General features: G+C 53.3%; 18 protein-coding genes and 1 pseudogene. 8 read left to right on the forward strand and 11 right to left on the reverse strand.

Annotation, left to right across the window (positions count from 1 at the left end; all coding sequences use genetic code 11):
• Positions 1-54 precede the first annotated feature (54 nt).
• Both flhC and flhD read right to left on the reverse strand, forming a co-directional pair.
• Entirely contained in the window at positions 55-633 is a 579-nt protein-coding gene (flhC, locus tag BFV67_RS13500; protein WP_008500416.1) for a flagellar transcriptional regulator FlhC, read from the reverse strand.
• A 2-nt stretch (positions 634-635) separates the two neighbouring features.
• Positions 636-986: a flagellar transcriptional regulator FlhD gene (flhD, locus tag BFV67_RS13505; protein ID WP_008500415.1), complete on the reverse strand. Its 351-nt coding sequence runs from the start codon at positions 984-986 to the stop codon at positions 636-638.
• A gap of 795 nt (positions 987-1,781) precedes the next feature.
• Between flhD and uspC the strand changes: the two are divergent.
• A pseudogene (gene uspC, locus BFV67_RS13510) lies at positions 1,782-2,203 on the forward strand (universal stress protein UspC); the annotation flags it as partial.
• 20 nt (positions 2,204-2,223) lie between these two features.
• On the opposite strand, the gene otsA reads toward uspC, so the two are convergent.
• From otsA to araF, 5 genes are all read right to left on the reverse strand, one after another.
• The gene (gene otsA / locus BFV67_RS13515) at positions 2,224-3,648 is read right to left on the reverse strand and encodes an alpha,alpha-trehalose-phosphate synthase (RefSeq protein ID WP_008500413.1); all 1,425 of its coding nucleotides are present in this window, start codon (positions 3,646-3,648) and stop codon (positions 2,224-2,226) included.
• Entirely contained in the window at positions 3,623-4,426 is an 804-nt protein-coding gene (gene otsB / locus BFV67_RS13520; RefSeq protein ID WP_046092757.1) for a trehalose-phosphatase, read from the reverse strand. The genes otsA and otsB overlap by 26 nt, the downstream gene beginning before the upstream one ends.
• 176 nt (positions 4,427-4,602) lie before the next feature.
• Positions 4,603-5,592, reverse strand: a complete 990-nt coding sequence (araH, locus tag BFV67_RS13525) for an L-arabinose ABC transporter permease AraH (RefSeq protein WP_171843394.1) — start codon at positions 5,590-5,592, stop codon at positions 4,603-4,605.
• 11 nt (positions 5,593-5,603) lie between these two features.
• Positions 5,604-7,118, reverse strand: coding sequence for an L-arabinose ABC transporter ATP-binding protein AraG (gene araG / locus BFV67_RS13530; protein ID WP_008500410.1), 1,515 nt, complete (start codon positions 7,116-7,118; stop codon positions 5,604-5,606).
• Between the two features lie 71 nt (positions 7,119-7,189).
• Entirely contained in the window at positions 7,190-8,179 is a 990-nt protein-coding gene (araF, locus tag BFV67_RS13535) for an arabinose ABC transporter substrate-binding protein AraF (RefSeq protein WP_008500409.1), read from the reverse strand.
• Between the two features lie 788 nt (positions 8,180-8,967).
• Here araF and BFV67_RS13540 point away from each other — a divergent pair.
• Entirely contained in the window at positions 8,968-9,471 is a 504-nt protein-coding gene (locus tag BFV67_RS13540) for a non-heme ferritin-like protein (RefSeq protein ID WP_008500408.1), read from the forward strand.
• Between the two features lie 156 nt (positions 9,472-9,627).
• Entirely contained in the window at positions 9,628-10,971 is a 1,344-nt protein-coding gene (locus BFV67_RS13545) for an anaerobic C4-dicarboxylate transporter (RefSeq protein ID WP_008500406.1), read from the forward strand.
• A 42-nt stretch (positions 10,972-11,013) separates the two neighbouring features.
• Here the strand turns inward: BFV67_RS13545 and BFV67_RS13550 are convergent, their stop codons facing one another.
• Both BFV67_RS13550 and azuC read right to left on the reverse strand, forming a co-directional pair.
• Positions 11,014-11,265: a DUF2766 family protein gene (locus tag BFV67_RS13550; protein ID WP_008500405.1), complete on the reverse strand. Its 252-nt coding sequence runs from the start codon at positions 11,263-11,265 to the stop codon at positions 11,014-11,016.
• Positions 11,266-11,371: 106 nt separating this feature from the next.
• Positions 11,372-11,455, reverse strand: a complete 84-nt coding sequence (gene azuC, locus BFV67_RS24215) for a stress response protein AzuC (protein WP_014884364.1) — start codon at positions 11,453-11,455, stop codon at positions 11,372-11,374.
• A gap of 234 nt (positions 11,456-11,689) precedes the next feature.
• Here azuC and yecR point away from each other — a divergent pair, with 234 nt between their 5' ends.
• Together yecR and ftnA are read left to right on the forward strand one after the other, a co-directional pair.
• Positions 11,690-12,028, forward strand: coding sequence for a YecR family lipoprotein (gene yecR, locus BFV67_RS13555; RefSeq protein WP_021240460.1), 339 nt, complete (start codon positions 11,690-11,692; stop codon positions 12,026-12,028).
• Positions 12,029-12,231: 203 nt separating this feature from the next.
• Positions 12,232-12,729: a non-heme ferritin gene (ftnA, locus tag BFV67_RS13560; RefSeq protein WP_008500403.1), complete on the forward strand. Its 498-nt coding sequence runs from the start codon at positions 12,232-12,234 to the stop codon at positions 12,727-12,729.
• Positions 12,730-12,765: 36 nt separating this feature from the next.
• Here the strand turns inward: ftnA and BFV67_RS13565 are convergent, their stop codons facing one another.
• A complete protein-coding gene (locus tag BFV67_RS13565) occupies positions 12,766-13,107 on the reverse strand; it encodes a hypothetical protein (protein ID WP_023293975.1) in 342 nt (113 codons plus the stop codon).
• A 229-nt stretch (positions 13,108-13,336) separates the two neighbouring features.
• On the opposite strand from BFV67_RS13565, the gene tyrP reads away from it, so the two are divergent.
• Positions 13,337-14,548 carry a tyrosine transporter TyrP gene (gene tyrP, locus BFV67_RS13570; RefSeq protein WP_045335063.1) on the forward strand — a complete coding sequence of 404 codons (1,212 nt, stop codon included), beginning with the start codon at positions 13,337-13,339 and terminating at the stop codon, positions 14,546-14,548.
• A gap of 33 nt (positions 14,549-14,581) precedes the next feature.
• On the opposite strand, the gene BFV67_RS13575 is transcribed toward tyrP, so the two are convergent.
• A complete protein-coding gene (locus BFV67_RS13575) occupies positions 14,582-15,250 on the reverse strand; it encodes a YecA/YgfB family protein (RefSeq protein WP_023293977.1) in 669 nt (222 codons plus the stop codon).
• Between the two features lie 424 nt (positions 15,251-15,674).
• On the opposite strand from BFV67_RS13575, the gene BFV67_RS13580 reads away from it, so the two are divergent.
• The gene (locus tag BFV67_RS13580; RefSeq protein ID WP_008500398.1) at positions 15,675-16,796 is read left to right on the forward strand and encodes a branched-chain amino acid ABC transporter substrate-binding protein; all 1,122 of its coding nucleotides are present in this window, start codon (positions 15,675-15,677) and stop codon (positions 16,794-16,796) included.
• Between the two features lie 99 nt (positions 16,797-16,895).
• A complete protein-coding gene (locus BFV67_RS13585) occupies positions 16,896-17,810 on the forward strand; it encodes an ABC transporter permease subunit (RefSeq protein WP_008500397.1) in 915 nt (304 codons plus the stop codon).
• Positions 17,811-17,815 lie beyond the last annotated feature (5 nt).

A 17,815-nucleotide genomic window follows, 5' to 3' on the forward strand; every position in this document is an offset into this window, starting at 1 on the left:
AAAAAAGCAGCGGTAATCGCTTACCGCTGCTGGAATCTTTCCCACACGTTCGGGTTAAACAGCTTGTTCGATCTGTTCATCCAGCAGTTGTGGAATAATATCGGCAGCATCCCGGGAAAGTTTACGTCTTTTTACTGCACGGGAAGGAGGCTGACATAAACTACAGGCGAAGCTGCCTGCAGGTTGGTGAGCATGGGTAATGAAATTGCCGTTGCAGCAGTTGCAGCGCGACAGCTCAAGCATTCCGCTCTCAACAAAACGCACCAGCGTCCATGCGCGGGTCAGCGCCAGCAGAGGACCTTCTTCCTGCTGTGGGCATTGTTCAAGGTAAAGTTTGTAGGCTTTGATCACGGCGTCAACGCCGCTACACAAACCGGTTTTGAGAAGATACTGCCAGGCATTACAGAACATGGAAGCGTGAATATTCTGCTCCCACGTCATAAACCAGTCGGTAGAAAACGGCAGCATGCCTTTCGGCGGGGGACTACCACGTAACTCTTTGTACAGTTTGATGAGACGACCACGGCTCAACTGCGTCTCGCTTTCCAGCATTTGTAAACGAGCACCCAGCGTAATCAGCTCCATGGCCAACTGTATGTCACGCGCTTCCTGAACAATGCTTTTCTCGCTCATTGCTAGGCCCTTTTCTTACGGGCTACGTCATCAGGCTGGCTGATTTCGTTAAGCAAGCGAGTAGAAAGAAGAATACCGGTATGGATCTGTTGAAGATCGTCTACACGGGACTCCTGCGTCAGACGCGTTATTGTCTGAGAGTCATCGAAACGGAACTGGCAAACCAGTTGATTCGTTTCAGCCAGTTTAACCATCTGCGGGAGGGTTAAACCGCCCAGCATGGTTGCCATCTCTTCGTTAATACCCAGACGAAACATCGCGGACGCCTTGTCCTGACTAATCAAACGCTGCGCGAGCAGTAAATACGACAAATTGATGTCATAGATATGTTTTAGCAACTCGGATGTATGCATTGTTCCCATCCCGAATAACCAACTATTATTTTTATGCGGAAAGACCGCACCCCGTGATGTCGCCGGGAAATCACCCGGTATAAAAAAGAAAAGGCTAAATGCATAGTTGAATTTAGGTTTGTATTCATCGAAACGCGTAAGAGAGGAAACGCGAATGCGTCTCTTACATGTTTTATCATTTCTTACAAATAACTAAGATTTTTCCTAATTCGACGCAAACTCTACTCGTCAGTTTTGACACATACAATCCAGCCATCCTCAAATTTAAAAAAAATGTGATCTACGTCACACAATTTAAGTGAATATGACCCATAAATCCATCAGTATGACTTGTAATTTGTTCAAATTTTAACCAATCGACACTGTTTTGTATTCTTAATTGACGAATACTCATGCAGAAGGGGGATCAGAACTGGCATGCAACGTGCTTTTCCTCGGGTGGACGTCGCGCGGAAACATTTACATCATTCACCCCTCCGGGAAACATTTTTCTTACTGTGAAAAAACATAGAGTTATGCAGGCAGCCCAAAAAAGATGTTTCAGAGCGTGATCATTCGAAATGATTTTGTAACGCATCAAAACGATTCAACAGTCAAGGCATAAAATTGTGTGATTTACGTTAAGTTGTTAATTTTTTTCATTTAGGCGCATTTTTCAGTTATTCTTCTTATAAGAATAATTAATGAATAATTATGATAAGCTTCACACTAATGTCGTAATCAGCCCTTGCAGAACCCGGAAAATCGCGGTAAAGGTGATCAAAAGCTGTCAGTCAGACACCCAAGGAGTGCGCCATGAGTTACTCCCATCTACTTGTTTCTGTTGCCGTTTCCCCAGAAAGCCATCAACTCGTCGCCCGGGCAGTTTCCATTGCCAGACCCCACAATGCCCGCATCAGCCTCATCACGCTTGCGGCCGAACCCGAGATGTATAATCAGCTGGCTGCCCCATGCTGGAGGATATTCGTGAGGTACTTCAGGAGGAAACGCAGCAATTTCTGCGCGAGCTGGTCGAAAAGGCACACTATCCTGTCTATGAAACCGTAATTGCGACAGGAGAACTTAATGCCCATATTCTCGACATGTGTCGTAAACAGAATATTGATTTAGTGATATGCGGGAATCATAACCACAGCTTTTTATCGCGCGCGGCCTGCGCGGCGAAATCCATTGTCGCATCAAGTCAGGTTGACGTGTTATTAGTGCCGCTTGGGGGCGTTAACCCCCCAGGGAAATATCAGGCAAGTTTAGGGAAAGTTGCGATCTTTTTTTGTAAATCGCCTTCATGGCTTTGTGGGGCGATATCGCGGAGATCCTGAATAAAACGCGCCTGCCAGTGGTTAATATCGTTCTTCCGGATCGTCTCCATCATTTCAGCATGGCGGGAAATACGTTCGGTGAGCGGCATGGTCAGCGCGCGGTTCAGGGCATTCGCCACGTCATCGCGATCGTAAGGGTTCACGATAAGCGCCGACGTGAGCTCATTCGCGGCCCCGGCAAACTGGGAAAGCACCAGAACACCCGGATCGGCGGGATCCTGCGCTGCCACGTATTCTTTCGCGACCAGGTTCATCCCGTCGCGCAGCGGCGTCACCAGGCCAACGTCCGCATAGCGGAAGACCTTCATCAGGATCTTGCGGTCGAAGTGCTGATTCAGATAAAACAGCGGCGTCCAGCCCAGCTGCCCGTAGCGGCCATTAATGCGCCCGGCTTCTGTCTCCAGCTGATGGCGAATGTCCTGATAGGCCTGAACCTCACCGCGCGACGTCGGCGCAATCTGGGTATAGCGAATTTTACCGTGATGCTCCGGATATTTATCCAGCAGCGTCTCATACGCCAGGAAGCGTTCCGGCAGCCCTTTAGAATAATCAAGACGCTCGACCGAGAAGATATTTTTCACGTGTTTGAGTTCATTCTTAAGCTGCGCCAGCTTCGGCGGCAGCGGACCAGAGGCCTGCTCCGCGATTTCGTCAGGTTCAATCCCTATTGGATACACTTCGGTGTGGAACGTTTTTCCCCACGCCGTATGGGTTTTCCCGCCTTTGGTCACCAGACGCGCTTTCCCTGACACGGAGTCAAGGAATGCCAGGCGGTCATTTTCCGTCTGGAAGCCCAGCAAATCGTAGTCACACAGCGCTTCCAGCAGCTCTTCATGCGGCGGCAGCGCGGTAAAAATTTCCGGCGTCGGGAACGGGATGTGCAGGAAGAAGCCAATCCGGTTATTCACTCCCCTCTTTCGCAGCTCTCTGGCGAACGGCAGCAGGTGATAATCGTGGATCCATAAAATATCGTCTTCTTCTATTAAAGGCAGCAGTTTATCCGCCAGCAGCGCATTCACGCGCGCGTAGCCTTCGAAGGATTCACGCTGGAATTTGACCAGGTCAAGGCGATAGTGAAACGCCGGCCACAGGACGGCATTCGAGAACTGCGAGTAATACTCGTCATAGTCTTTCTCTTTCAGTGCAAACGACGCCCACGTGATGTTACCGCGCGTCACTTTTGTGAGCGGTTTCTCTTCTTCACTGATTTCTCCGCTCCAGCCAAACCACAGCCCGCCAGCGGCTTTCAAGGCACCTAACACCCCTACCGCCAGGCCACCCGCACTGGCTTTTTTATCATCAGGCGGTGCGATTCGGTTAGAGACGACGACTAAGCGACCCATAATGGTTTCCCCCTTTGTTTTGCGCTATTTGTTGTTGTTGCTGGTTAGCGATATCAGATACCCACTGCCAGACGCTGGCGACATCCGCCAGCCGCCATTCGGCGACAGTGTCACCAGGCCCTACCTTAACGGCGATCCCTCCGGCCTGATTAACCACACGGAACCCGGCCTCGTCGGTCAGGTCATCCCCAAAGAAAACAGGCGTCCGGCCCTTAAAAGGTGCCTCCGCCATAAAGGCGGCGATGGCTGCGCCTTTATTAATCCCCTTCGGCTTTAACTCCACCACGCATTTGCCCGGCTGCAGCGCCAGCTGTGGATGCGCATCCGCTACCGTCTGAGCAAGCGCGAGCACGGCATCTCCGTGCTGCGGTGCCTGGCGATAATGCAGGGCAAAGGCCATGCCTTTGGCTTCCAGCTCGGTGCCAGGCAGGTCGGCCAGCGCAGCAGAGAGCCGCTTCTGGAGCGTTTGCGTAAGTGCGTCGGGGAGTGAAACGATATGCGTTTGATCATGGATGTCGCGGCGCTCCGCTCCGTGTACACCGGCCAGCGGAAAGTGGTATGGACTGGCGAGCAGATCCAGCTCGGCCATTGAGCGCCCTGATATCAATGCCAGTGCTCCCTCATTCATGAGCGAGAGCTGATGCAAATCCTGCAACACCGCCTCCGGAATAGACACCTGATCGGGGTGCGGTTTTATCCCGGCGAGCGTGCCGTCGAGATCAAAAAAGAAAGCATAATGTCCGGGCAGTACAGGCGGTGCGGTTAACAAGTCAGCCACCCTTTTCCTCCTTACGGTTGACGAGAGGTAAACGCCTTTACCTCTTTCATAGCCATGTAAGTATAGACAGTGTGACGTCGCTCGCCATTTGACAACCGCCCCGCCAGTTTTACTGGCGGGGCGGTGAAGGGGTCAACTATGGTTATAAGTTGAGCAATAAAAGAGGTGCAAAACGGTTACACGGTACGCTTCGCTTTTTGCTTGTAACGGTCGAATATCACCGCTGCCAGCAGGATCAGACCACGCACCACGTACTGCGAGAACGGCGAAATATTCAGCAGGTTCATGGCGTTCTCTACCGTGCCCAAAATCAGGATACCGGCCACCACATATGAGATTTTTCCGATGCCTCCCTTGAGGGAAACGCCCCCTAACACGCAGGCCGAAATAACGATCAGCTCATAACCAATAGAGGTCATTGGCTGGCCGCTGGTCATACGCGACGCCAGAATAATCCCCGCCGCGGCAGAAACGAGCCCCGAGAGCACAAAGATAATAATTTTGGTGCGCACCACCGGCACCCCGGCCAGACGGGCGGCCTCTTCGTTACCGCCAATCGCCAGCGTATTACGGCCAAAGGTGGTCCGGTTAAGCAGGAAGCCGAACAGGATCAGGCAGGCCACGGTCAGCCAGATAGGCGCAGGCAGACCCAGCCAGTTGGCGTAACCCAGCGTAAAGAAACGCTCGTCTTCAATCCCCACCGCTTTACCGTCGGAGATGATATAGGCCAGCCCGCGGACAATTTGCATTGTCGCAAGCGTCGTGATCAGGGCGTTAATCTTCAGGCGCGCGATAACAAAACCGTTCACCAGGCCGCTGATGACGCCGAGTAACAGACCGGCAAAAACGCCAATCCACAGGCTCTCCGTCATGTTGATCACCACGGCCGTCGTAACGCCTGCACAGGCAATCACCGACGCCACCGACAGGTCAAAATCGCCGGAGGCCAGACAGAACAGCATCCCGCAGGCCACCATCCCGGACATGGAGATGGCGAGACCCAGCCCCTTCATATTAATGAAGGTGGCAAAGTTGGGGACAAAGATCGCGCAGGCGACGAACAGTGCGGCAAACACCACCAGCATGCCGTACTGATCCCAGATACGCCCAACGCTCAACGCCGACTTCGACTTCGGCACTCCGGATGTAGTAACAGAGGACATCATTAACTCCTTACTCAGGCGACGGCCTGGCTAACTTTAGGCATGGCGAGGTTCAACGCCTGTTGTTCATTCGCCTGTTCATGAAGTAATTCGCCGGCAATTTCGCCTTCACGCATCACCACAATGCGGTCGGCCACGCCCAGCACCTCCGGCAGATCGCTCGAGGCGAAGAGCACCGCCACGCCGCGTTTTGCCAGCTCATAGATCACGTTATAAATCTCGTGTTTTGCCCCCACGTCGATACCGCGCGTCGGCTCATCCAGCAAGATGACCTTCATATCCTCCGACAGCCAGCGGCCCAGAATGGCCTTCTGCTGGTTTCCGCCTGACAGATTCATGATCAGCTGTTCCGGACCCGGCGTTTTGATATTTAGTGAACGAATATGGTGGTCGGCATTGCTCGACTCCCAGCTATCGTTTATCAGGCAACCTGCGCGAATAAACTTACGGCGGGCGGAAATATTGATGTTGTCGCGTACCGAGTGCACCGGAATAATGCCCTCTGCTTTCCGGTCTTCCGGACAGAGCATCATTCCCGCCCCGATCGCGTGGGCCGGTTTCTGAATGTCTACCCGCTCGCCGTCAATGGAGACCTGCCCATCGGTAATACGGGTACCGCCGAACAGCCCTTTCATCAATTCGCTACGCCCCGCGCCTACCAGACCAAACAGGCCGACGATTTCACCGCTGCGTACGGATAACGAAATCGGCGTTCTGACGCCCGGCGCTTTTACGCTATCGAGGCGCAGACGCTCAGGGCCGTACTGGCGAGGCTGCCAGTGATAGATATCACCCAGATCGCGTCCGACCATCGCCTGAACAAGCTGGTCATGGTTCACCTGCGCCATGTCGGTAAAGGTGCGCACATAGCGTCCATCTTTAAACACGGTGATGGCATCGCTGAGAGCAAAAATCTCTTCCATGCGGTGCGAAACGTACAAAATCGTCCGGCCTTCCTGACGCAATTCGCGGATCACGCGGAACAGATTTTCGATTTCACGCTTAGAGAGCGAACTGGTGGGTTCATCGAAGGCAATTATTCTGGCGTTACGCGCCAGTGCCTTGGCAATTTCAACCATCTGCCACTGGCCGATGGAGAGATATTTCAGCGGCGTCTGGGGATCGACGTCCAGCCCCAGGTGTTTTAGCTGCAGCCCCGCTTCATAATTAAGTAGCGAACGATTCACCACGCCGCCTTTGTGCGGGAGCTGTCCTAAATAGATATTTTCCGCCACGGTCATCTCAGGGATGAGGTGCAGCTCCTGATAGATAATGGCCACCCCGGCATTGAGCGCCGCCGTGGTATCGGCAAAAGAGACCTCTTCGCCGCGGATCGCCAGCGTGCCGGTTGTTGGCGAGTAGTTGCCGCTGAGGATTTTCAACAGCGTGGATTTTCCCGCACCGTTTTCCCCCATCAGGGCGTGAACCTGGCCGGCATAGCAGTCGAAGCTGATATCGGTCAGCGCGTTCACACCGGGGAAGGTTTTCCCGATGCCGCGAAAAGAGAGATACGGATCAGACTGTCGCATAACGTCTCCGTGATTCCTGTAGTGTGTACGTCAGGCCCCTCATGCAGGATGAGGGGCACAATCACCGCGTATTACTTCCCGCCCAGTCCTTTTTTCGCCAGCTCCTCTTTGAAGTTGTCGCGGGTAATGAGCACCACGTCGGTCACTTCGGTAAATTTCGGCGGTTCAGCCCCTTTGGTGACCCAGTTGTAGAGCATCTCGCTGGATTTATAGCCGTGAACGTCCGGGCTTGGCAGCAGTGAGCCGTAGAAGCCGGTGGCCTGCGCTTTGGACAGCTCGCTGACGGCGTCAACGCCGTTGATACCAATCCCGATCACGTCAGGTGCCTTGAAGCCCTGACCTTCCGTCGCGCGCACGCCGCCCAGCACGGTGTTGTCGTTCATGCCGACCACCAGCCAGTGTTTGACCTCCGGATGCTGAACCAGCATGGAGTTGGCTGCGTCGAAAGCGCCCGGGATATCGTTAGATTTGGTGGGGACTTTGTAGATCTGTTTTTCCGGGAAGCCGGCCGCCTTCAGCGCGTCCATTGACCCGGTCGTACGACGACGCGCCGTGTCCAGCTCATCCGCTGTAATAGCCATCACTGCGGTCTCTTTGACGTCCCAGCCGCGTTTTTGCATCTCTTTATAGAGCTCCTGGCCCTGACGTTCGCCGATTTTTGTCGCGGCCATCATGACCAGCGGGACGCTGTCCATCGGCTTGCCTTTGGCGTTCACGAACTGATCGTCAACGGCAATGACCTTCATGTCGTAACCGCGGGCTTTTGCCGCGATGGCCGAGCCCAGCTTTGGATCCGGCGTACAGATAACGAAACCTTTCGCACCGCTGGCCGCCAGGCTGTCGATGGCGTTCAGGGTTTTCTCACCGTCAGGCACGGCGATTTTAATCACTTCAAAACCTAAATCTTTCCCGGCCTTATCGGCGAATTTCCACTCCGTCTGGAACCAGGGCTCTTCGGGCTGTTTTACCAAAAAACCGAGTTTTAAATTCTCAGCAATAGCGGATTGTGACATAACGGCAGCCAGACCGATGGCCGCCAGCGCTTTAGTAAATTTGTGCATGGTAAACTCCAGCTTTAGCTTTCTTTTCTGTAGGGAATATGTGCGTGCTTCTTATTTAATCGGACTTAAAACAAGGCATTAGCGCTTACCTCGTTATAAGCGTTATTGCTGGTGATAGTTTTAGCGGGAAATTAATCATCCATAAGAGAGCCCCATCACACCGCAGAATTACAGTAATTGCGTACATAAATTCAGCGAAAAATGACATAAAAAAGGCAGTATTTGTCAGACAAATGAAATGAGGGTAAGCAGGATTATCCATAAGATTAGCTAAGATATCCCTGATGCCCCGGATCGGGCCCGAGAACGCCGGACGTCAGAAAAGTGCAGTATGTTTTCCATCAAAAATGCCACACGCACTGAAAATTATTTACTCCACAGAATTTGATTTAGCGCAATTTTATTAATGCACCTGATATACGGAATAATTAATCCCTGATTCATTTTTTTACGGAGCATTATTCCGGTTTAATATTCCCGAAAGAGTAACAGCATATCTCTTCGATAAAAAATGTTGATTATCAGAGGATTATCTAAATACCGATCTATGGCGAGCTAATTGTATTTCTGTACTATATTAAAGTTTGTAATGTATGGTAAACACAGCCAATTTAAGAGTTTTCTTAGACCAAAGACAAGGGTATGCTTATTTATATCGAACACAGGAAGTGAATTTCGGTCGACTTCGTTTACTGCAGAAAGCGTATTTCTGCTCTTTTTCTTCGTACTTGCCTGGTGCTCAGGTTAAGCAACGGACATCACGTCCCACCGTCAATAAGGATATGAGTATGGCTACCCAAACGATGATGCAAAAACTTAACGCGCAGATGAACCTTGAGTTCTACGCCTCCAACCTGCACCTTCACTTAAGTGCCTGGTGCGCTGAGAATAGCCTCACGGGCTCTGCCACCTTCTTTCGCTCTCAGGCACAAAGTAACGTCACCCATATGATGCGCGTTTTTAACTTCCTGAAAGCTGCCGGGGCAAACCCTGTCGTTAAAGCCCTTGATGGGATAAACGAGAGCTACTCTTGTCTGGAAGAACTGTTTCAGAAAACGCTTGAAGAGTATGAACAACGCTGCAGCACCCTCAACAAACTGGCCGATGAAGCCAAAGCGCAGCAGGACATTACGACGCTGAGATTCTTACGCGATATGGATAAAGAGCAGCAGCAGGATGGCCTGCTGCTGAAGACGCTGGCGGATGAGCTGCATAACGCGCAGCAGGCAGGTTTATGTCCTGAGCAAACCGACCGTCACCTGCTCGACATTGTGGCGGTGCAGCACCACTGAGTTTTTGGCCTGCTTCCGTCCCGGGGAGCAGGTCCCCTTCCCCTCTCCAACCTTCTGCTTTTGCTCAAATTTAACAAATCAGATCTGGCTCCCAATGATTAACCACACAACGTGTGATGATTTATTTAATTACATAATCATTGACGAGGGAGCATCATGATCACCATTGAGTTTGTTGTCATTCTCCTCTGCCTGCTGACGGGTACGCGTTTCGGCGGTATGGGGCTTGGGTTAATCAGCGGTATTGGTCTTTTTATTTTATGTTTCGTCTTTGGTCTGCAGCCGGGTAAACCGCCGGTTGACGTCATGCTGACCATCCTCGCGGTGATTGGCTGTGCCGCTACTCTGCAAACGGCGGGCGGTCTCAACGTCATGATGCAGTTTGCGGAACGTCTGCTGCGCAAACACCCGCAGCACATCACCCTGCTCGCCCCGTTTACCACCTGGATGCTGACCTTTCTGTGCGGCACCGGCCATGTGGTCTACACCATGTTCCCGATTATTGCGGATATCGCCCTGAAAAAAGGGATCCGTCCGGAGCGCCCTATGGCCGTGGCGTCGGTCGCGTCGCAGATGGCGATCACGGCCTCCCCCGTTTCCGTTGCCGTCGTGTCGCTGGTGTCCATCCTGGCAGCCCAGCATGGGATCGGCCACGCGTGGGGAATTCTGGAAATTCTCGCCGTGTCGGTTCCCGCTTCACTTTTCGGCGTGGCTATTGCTGCACTGTGGAGTTTACGCCGCGGGAAAGATTTGGCGGACGACATGGAGTTTCAGGAAAAGCTAAAAGATCCTAAGCAGCGCGAGTTTATCTACGGCGGAACAGAGACGTTAATGAATCAGCGTTTCCCAAAACAGGCCTACTGGTCCACGTGGATTTTCTTTGCCGGCATTGCCGTGGTCGTTCTGCTGGGGGCCTTCCCTGAGCTGCGCCCCGCCTTTGAACTGAAAGGCAAAATGACGGCGCTGTCGATGAACCTTGTCATCCAGATGATGATGTTAATTGCGGGTGCCGTGATGCTGATGGCCTGTAAGGTCAATGCCTCCGCGATTTCAAACGGCGCGGTGTTCAAGGCCGGTATGGTTGCGATCTTCTCGGTATTCGGCGTGGCGTGGATGAGCGATACCTTTTTCCAGGCGCATCTCGACGAGTTAAAGCTGGCCCTGGAAGGCGTGGTGAAAAGCCACCCGTGGACATATGCGATTGTGCTGTTTCTGGTGTCAAAACTGGTGAACAGCCAGGCGGCGGCGCTGACGGCGGTTGCGCCGATGGGGTTGATGTTGGGCATCGACCCGAAAATGCTGATCGCCTTTTTCCCGGCGTCCTACGGCTATTTTGTCCTGCCGACCTATCCCAGCGATTTGGCCTGCATCGGCTTTGACCGGTCAGGCACGACCCGCATCGGTAAATTTATCATCAACCACAGCTTTATTTTGCCAGGGCTGATTGGGGTAAGCTGCGCGTGTGCCGCGAGCTACCTGCTGGTCCAGACGTTCTTCTGATAACACCAAAGGGCGACGCATGCCGTCGCCCATTTCCCTGCGTCAGTGGGACTCACCCTGCGGCGTGAATCGCAGCTCGATCAGCGCGATGGCTTTCTGGATCGCACGAAGCGTTACCGGGTCAGCGGCTGCAGGATGGCTGGCAAAATCGATGTTTTTCAGCTGGGTAGACATCTTCTCGCGCACTTCAACCGGCGCAATCACGTCCAGAACATCCAGGATTTGTTTGATAACCAGCTGGCAGGCGACAACGTCAGAGACCAGTTCCTGATCGGCGCTCAGGTTTTGTGACATGGGGTTTCTCCTTATTTAAAGGCCGCCATAGTATCAAAACACGCCCCCTGACATCTTCCCTTCAACGTCTGCAGGTATAAAAAAACCTGCCGAAGCAGGTTTTTTATCAGAACATGGCGCCCGGCGGCACGTCTTTGAACGTGCGGCAGTAATTGGCCCACATACTTTTCAGGATTTTGCGCAGTTTCACAGTGATGCTCCATCAACTTGTTATACAACTTTATCGTCAATGCGCTTATAATATGACCATCATCACAAAAATCAATGTTTTTGTGATATAAATCACAATTTAATCAGGGTGGGGTCTGATCGCGTTCACCATCAACCCGTTGCGAAGAGTGAGGGCAGATTGTCCGGCTATTCAAGCCATTGCGGCGGGCATCTGCGGGTACGATAACGTATTTCCATCCACTCAGAGCGAACCATGAAAAGAGTCATTGTAGCCGGCACACTCCTCCTGCTCGCGGGGTGCAGTATTAACCGCCAGGCTGAAGTCAGCAGCCTCGATGCGCCGAACGGCATCGTCCGCCTTAACTACGGTCAGGCAGCGCTGCAAAATGCGTATTCCGATGAGTATGTGAATAACGGTACGGCGGCAAAAGCATGTCAGAGCATGGGGTATGCCACGGCCTCAGCCTATGGTCAGCCCATTAAAACCTGCACCCTCATTAGCGGCTCGTTGTGTCTGAACGAGAGCGTGACTATCCAGTATAAATGTATGGGTTATGCCGTGAACCCTAAGTCAAACAATCCGTGGTATTAATCCAGACTGCCAGCGCAGGCTGGCAGTTTATTTCATTACGAACAAAAACAATTCTCATTAATAAATGATAAAATCGCCAATGCGTTTTATTCCCATTCGTATTTTAAATAAATAAAATAAATATTTTACGTTTTGCAAATAATTAAATAACAAATTATAGTGTCGCTCATTGTGAACCAGAAATAATAACCCGGAGCGCCACCATGCTGAAAACTGAAATGATCGACAAGCTCAACGCACAAATGAATCTTGAGCTGTATTCATCCCTTCTCTACCAGCAGATGAGCGCCTGGTGCAGCTATCACAGCTTTGAAGGCGCTGCCGCGTTTCTGCGTCGTCACGCGCAGGAAGAGATGACCCACATGCAGCGTCTGTTTGATTATCTGACGGATACCGGCAGCCTGCCGCGCATTGAAACCGTGGCATCTCCATTTGCTGAATATAATTCTCTCGATGAACTGTTCCGCGCCACCTACGAGCACGAGCAGCTGATCACCCAGAAAATTAACGAACTGGTTCATGCCGCGATGACCAGCCAGGATTATCCAACCTTCAATTTCCTGCAGTGGTATGTCGCCGAACAGCATGAAGAAGAGAAGCTGTTTAAATCCGTGCTGGATAAATTATCTCTGGTGGGGAAATCAGGCGAAGGTCTTTACTTTATTGATAAAGAACTTTCCACGCTGGATACGCAGAATTAATTTCAGCGCGGTGCGGGTTCCCTGCACCGCGTTAATTTACATACACCCAGCGCAGCTGGTGCAGCGCCAGTCGTGAGGATTCACGGCCTGGTAAAAATAGCGGTAGCTGGCCGTCTCCAGCGCAATACCCATCTCGAAAAACATATCCGTCAACCAGTCGACATTCGCTATGATCCACTCATCTTCCTGTAAGCCTTGTGCAAAGGTCTCATCCTCAGGATCAATAACCGAATAGATTCCCCAGGTGCCCATATCTTTTTCGCGGCGGGACTCCGGAAGTATCAGGGGCTGGTTCTGCCAGTGGATTATCCAGTGGCCATGGCACAACAGGTTGCCTCCACGGCTCCATGCCGCGGTAAAAGGATTCTCCCCCGCCATAAAACCCTCACTTTATTTGATAATTTATATTTATTGTTTACGTTACGCCGAAATGTTGCTCAGCAACATTGCCCTCATGTAGTAGGCGGAAGCCTATAAAGGGTCAGAGGAACAATAATGTGTAAAGCATTCATTACACTGCTTGTAACGGTGATTTGACGAGTTACGGCTTTTCCCTTACTCTGCGCCGCAGATTTTGTCGCGGTTAAGAAGCGTTGTAGAGGAAAGCGTGAAAAACAGAACTCTGGGAAGTATTTTTATCGTCGCCGGAACGACGATTGGCGCAGGAATGCTGGCCATGCCTCTGGCAGCCGCGGGCGTGGGATTTGGCATGACCCTGCTGCTGCTGGGGACGCTCTGGGCGCTGATGTGCTACACCGCCCTGCTGTTGCTTGAGGTTTACCAGCATGTGCCCGCCGATACCGGTCTGGGTTCTCTCGCGGCGCGCTACCTGGGACGCTACGGCCAGTGGATAACCGGCTTCAGCATGATGTTCCTGATGTACGCCCTGACCGCCGCCTACATCAGCGGGGCCGGGGAGTTAATCGCCTCAAGCGTTAACGACTGGTTTGGTTCTGACATTACCCCGGCGACGGGCGCCATCTTCTTTGCGCTCATCGGCGGCGGCGTGGTCTGCGTTGGCACATCGCTGGTGGATCTGTTTAACCGTTTCCTGTTCAGCGCCAAAATTCTGTTCCTGATTGTCATGCTGGTCCTGCTGGCACCGCATGTTCATCAGGTCAATCTGCTGACGCTGCCGCTGGAAAAAGGGCTGGCGCTTTCCGCCATCCCGGTCATTTTCACCTCGTTTGGCTTCCACGGCAGCGTGCCGAGCATCGTCAGCTATATGAACGGCGATATTCGCAAGCTGCGCCGCGTCTTTGTTATCGGCAGCGCGATCCCGCTGATTGCCTACATTTTCTGGCAGCTGGTGACCCTGGGCAGCATCGACGCTTCAACCTTTATTGGCCTGATGGCACAGCACGCAGGCCTGAACGGTTTTCTGCTGGCGCTGCGCGAGGTCGTCACCTCCCCGCACGTGGAGCTGGCGGTACACCTCTTTGCCGACCTGGCGCTGGCAACCTCGTTTCTGGGCGTGGCGCTTGGCCTGTTTGACTATCTGGCCGACCTGTTCCAGCGCCGCAATACCGCCGCAGGACGATTACAGACCGGGGCCATCACCTTCCTGCCGCCGCTGGCCTTTGCGCTGTTTTATCCACGCGGGTTTGTAATGGCGCTGGGGTATGCGGGGGTGGCGCTCTCGGTCCTTGCCCTGCTCCTCCCTTCCCTGCTGGCGTGGAAGAGCCGCCAGCAGCATCCGCAGCAGGGTTACCGCGTGGCGGGCGGAAAACCGCTGCTGTGCATTGTGTTTGGCTGTGGGGTGGTGATTATTCTGGTGCAGGTACTGATTGCGGCGGGAATGCTGCCGGAAGTGGGTTAATGAAAAAAGGGGCTGTCATCAGCCCCTTTTTTATCAGTGCAAACAGCAGCTCTTGAACTTCTTCCCGCTGCCGCAAGGACACGGATCGTTACGCCCAACCTTCGTGCCGTTCACCATCGGCTTCTTCACCTCCGGCTGCTGCGGATTGTTCACCCAGTAGTTATACAAGCGCAGCGCCGCAGGCTGAATACGTTCAATGCTGGCGGTATATTCTTCTTCGGTCAATTCATCCAGCTGGTCGCCGATCTCTTCGCTACCGTGCAGCGCAATCACATCCAGATCGGCCTTCAGCTCGTCCGGCAAGGCTGACCAGTCCGTCAGCGCCACGCCGCGCATGTAGCCGTAGCACCACTCTTCCACCACGGTATAGCTCTCACCGTCAATGTCGTTATAGCCAAACATCGGTTCAAACTGGTCCGGATATTCGCTCAGGCGCTCGGCAATATCGTTCATATGCTTAAAGCAAAGATCGATAAAACGGTTCATCTCGCGATCGTTTTTCCAGCGCGGAATGTATTTCTCGCCACCCCACACCGCCACCAGCCAGGTATCTGGCTCAACGACAACAGGACCGGAAAGCACTGCGGTAAACATGCCGTCCAGTTCAGACACGTCAAGCACGGACGCATCGTCATGACCGTAAGACATTAACGTCTCTTCAAGCCACGCCATTTCGCTTTCATTTAATGGGCCTTCAGTCATCGCTGACACTCCTGATAAAAAGGAAACGATCCTAACACATATCTCACGCCTCTCCGGGCTGAAGTTTAGGTCTTTATTGCTGCAAAAACGTGCAAATCGTGACCTTTGCACAACTTATGGGCTTTATTGTTAACGATATGTGATCTCCGCTGTAATTTCTTCTCCTCCCGCAAGGCGGCATAACGCGGCGCTCTATACTCAAACATGTCACAGGCCCGTCAATGGCTTAACCATTCTGGCAACGTTTTTGCTTAATGTTCTTCGCGCGACGCTGCGCAGGGAAACCTCGCCGTATATGCAGGATGCCGTCTGTATCTTGTTCGTTTAGTGCATTTTGTTCTTGCTCGTGTTTCGGATTGGCTGCGCCGTCGGGCGTTCGGGTTTACGCCGTGGTGCAAAAACCTCTTTGCTAAGGAACATAATAATGTCGCTGAAATTTATCAGAACTCCGCTTTCTCTCGTGTTGGCCGGTTGCCTTGTGACGGCGTTTTCCGCCAGGGCAGATATCGTGATTGGCGTGGCCGGGCCGTTCACGGGTCCTAATGCCACCTATGGCGATCAGTACTGGCACGGCGCAACGCAGGCCGCTGAAGACATTAACGCCGCCGGCGGCATTAACGGCGAAAAGATCAAACTGGTTCAGGGGGATGACGCCTGCGAGCCTAAGCAGGCGGTGGCGGTGGCCAACCGCTTAGTCGACCAGGATAAAGTCAACGCCGTGGTCGGTCATTTCTGCTCCTCTTCCACCATGCCCGCCTCCGAGGTTTACAGCGATGCGGGGATCATCGCTATTACCCCCGGTTCAACCAACCCCCTGATTACCGAACGCGGCATGAGCGACATGTTCCGCATGTGCGGCCGCGATGACCAGCAGGGCCAGGTGGCCAGCGACTTCATCATCGACAAGCTGAAAGCCAAACGGGTGGTGATTATTCACGATAAAGACACCTATGGTCAGGGCCTGGCTGACGCCACCAAAGCGGCGCTGGCGAAGCGCGGGGTTCAGGATGTGATGTACGAGGGGTTATCCCGCGGTGAAAAAGACTTTAACGCGCTGGTCACTAAGATCGGCGCGCAAAAACCGGACGTCGTGTTCTTCGGTGGCTGTCATCCGGAAGCCGGCCCGCTGGTTCGCCAGATGCGTGAGCAGGGCGTGCAGGCGAAATTCTTCTCCGGGGACTGTATCGTCAACGAAGAGATGGTGACCGCGGCGGGCGGCCCGCAATATACCAATGGCATTTACATGACCTTCGGTAAAGATCCGCGCCTGATCCCGGACGGCAAAGCGGTAATCGAGAAATTCCGCGCCGGTAAATTCGAGCCGGAAGGTTACACCCTCTACTCCTACGCCTCGGTACAGGCGATTGCCGCGGCCTTCAAGGCCACCGGCGGCAAGGACTCTGCCAAAGCCAGCGAGTGGCTGAAGGCCAATTCCGTCGACACGGTGATGGGCAAAAAAGCCTGGGACAGCAAAGGCGATCTGAAAGTCTCTGACTACGTGGTTTACCAGTGGGACGACAAAGGAAAATATAAGGAAGTGGAGTAACGGGACGGAGTCACGCTCAACGTCGATGGGCTCGCCCGTCGGCGCGTAATAAACATCAGGCTGCGCGGCTCGCGCAGCCTATAAAACGAGCGCGCTAAAATGAGTACATTCTTCCTGCAACAGTTAATCAATGGCTTAACGCTGGGTTCCGTCTACGGCCTGATCGCCATCGGCTACACCATGGTGTACGGCATTATCGGCATGATTAATTTCGCCCACGGCGAAGTGTATATGATTTCCGCCTATCTCTGCGCCATTGGCCTGGCGCTGCTCTCGTTCTTCGGCCTGCAGTCCTTCCCGCTGCTGATCCTCGGCACGCTGGTGTTCACCATTGTGGTCACCGGGGTGTACGGCTGGACCATCGAGCGTATCGCCTATAAGCCGCTGCGCAACTCCACGCGCCTGGCACCGCTGATCTCCGCCATCGGGATATCGCTTATCCTGCAAAACTACGCGCAGCTGAGCCAGGGCCCGCGCCAGCAAGGGGTACCGACCATGCTGGACGGCGTGATTCGCCTGCATCTGGGCGAAGGGTTCGTGCAGATAACCTACACCAAAGTGTTTATTCTGGTGGCCTCGTTTGCCGGCATGCTGGTGCTCACCTGGATAATCAACCGTACCCGGCTGGGGCGGATGTGCCGTGCGGTGCAGCAGGATCGCAAAATGGCCTCCATTCTGGGGATTAACACCGACCGGATTATTTCGCTGGTCTTCGTCATCGGCGCGGCGATGGCGGGCCTGGCGGGGGTGCTGATCACCATGAACTACGGCACCTTTGATTTCTACGTCGGGTTCGTGATCGGCATTAAAGCTTTCACGGCGGCGGTACTTGGCGGCATCGGCTCCCTCCCCGGCGCCATGCTCGGTGGCCTTATCCTGGGCGTGGCGGAAGCGCAGTTCTCGGGCATGGTGAACTCGGACTATAAAGACGTCTTCTCGTTTGGCCTGCTGGTGATGATCCTGATTTTCCGCCCTCAGGGGCTGCTCGGGCGCCCGATTGTGGCCAAAGTGTGAGGGAG

The organism is Enterobacter roggenkampii (assembly GCF_001729805.1).
GTDB classification, from domain to species: domain Bacteria; phylum Pseudomonadota; class Gammaproteobacteria; order Enterobacterales; family Enterobacteriaceae; genus Enterobacter; species Enterobacter roggenkampii.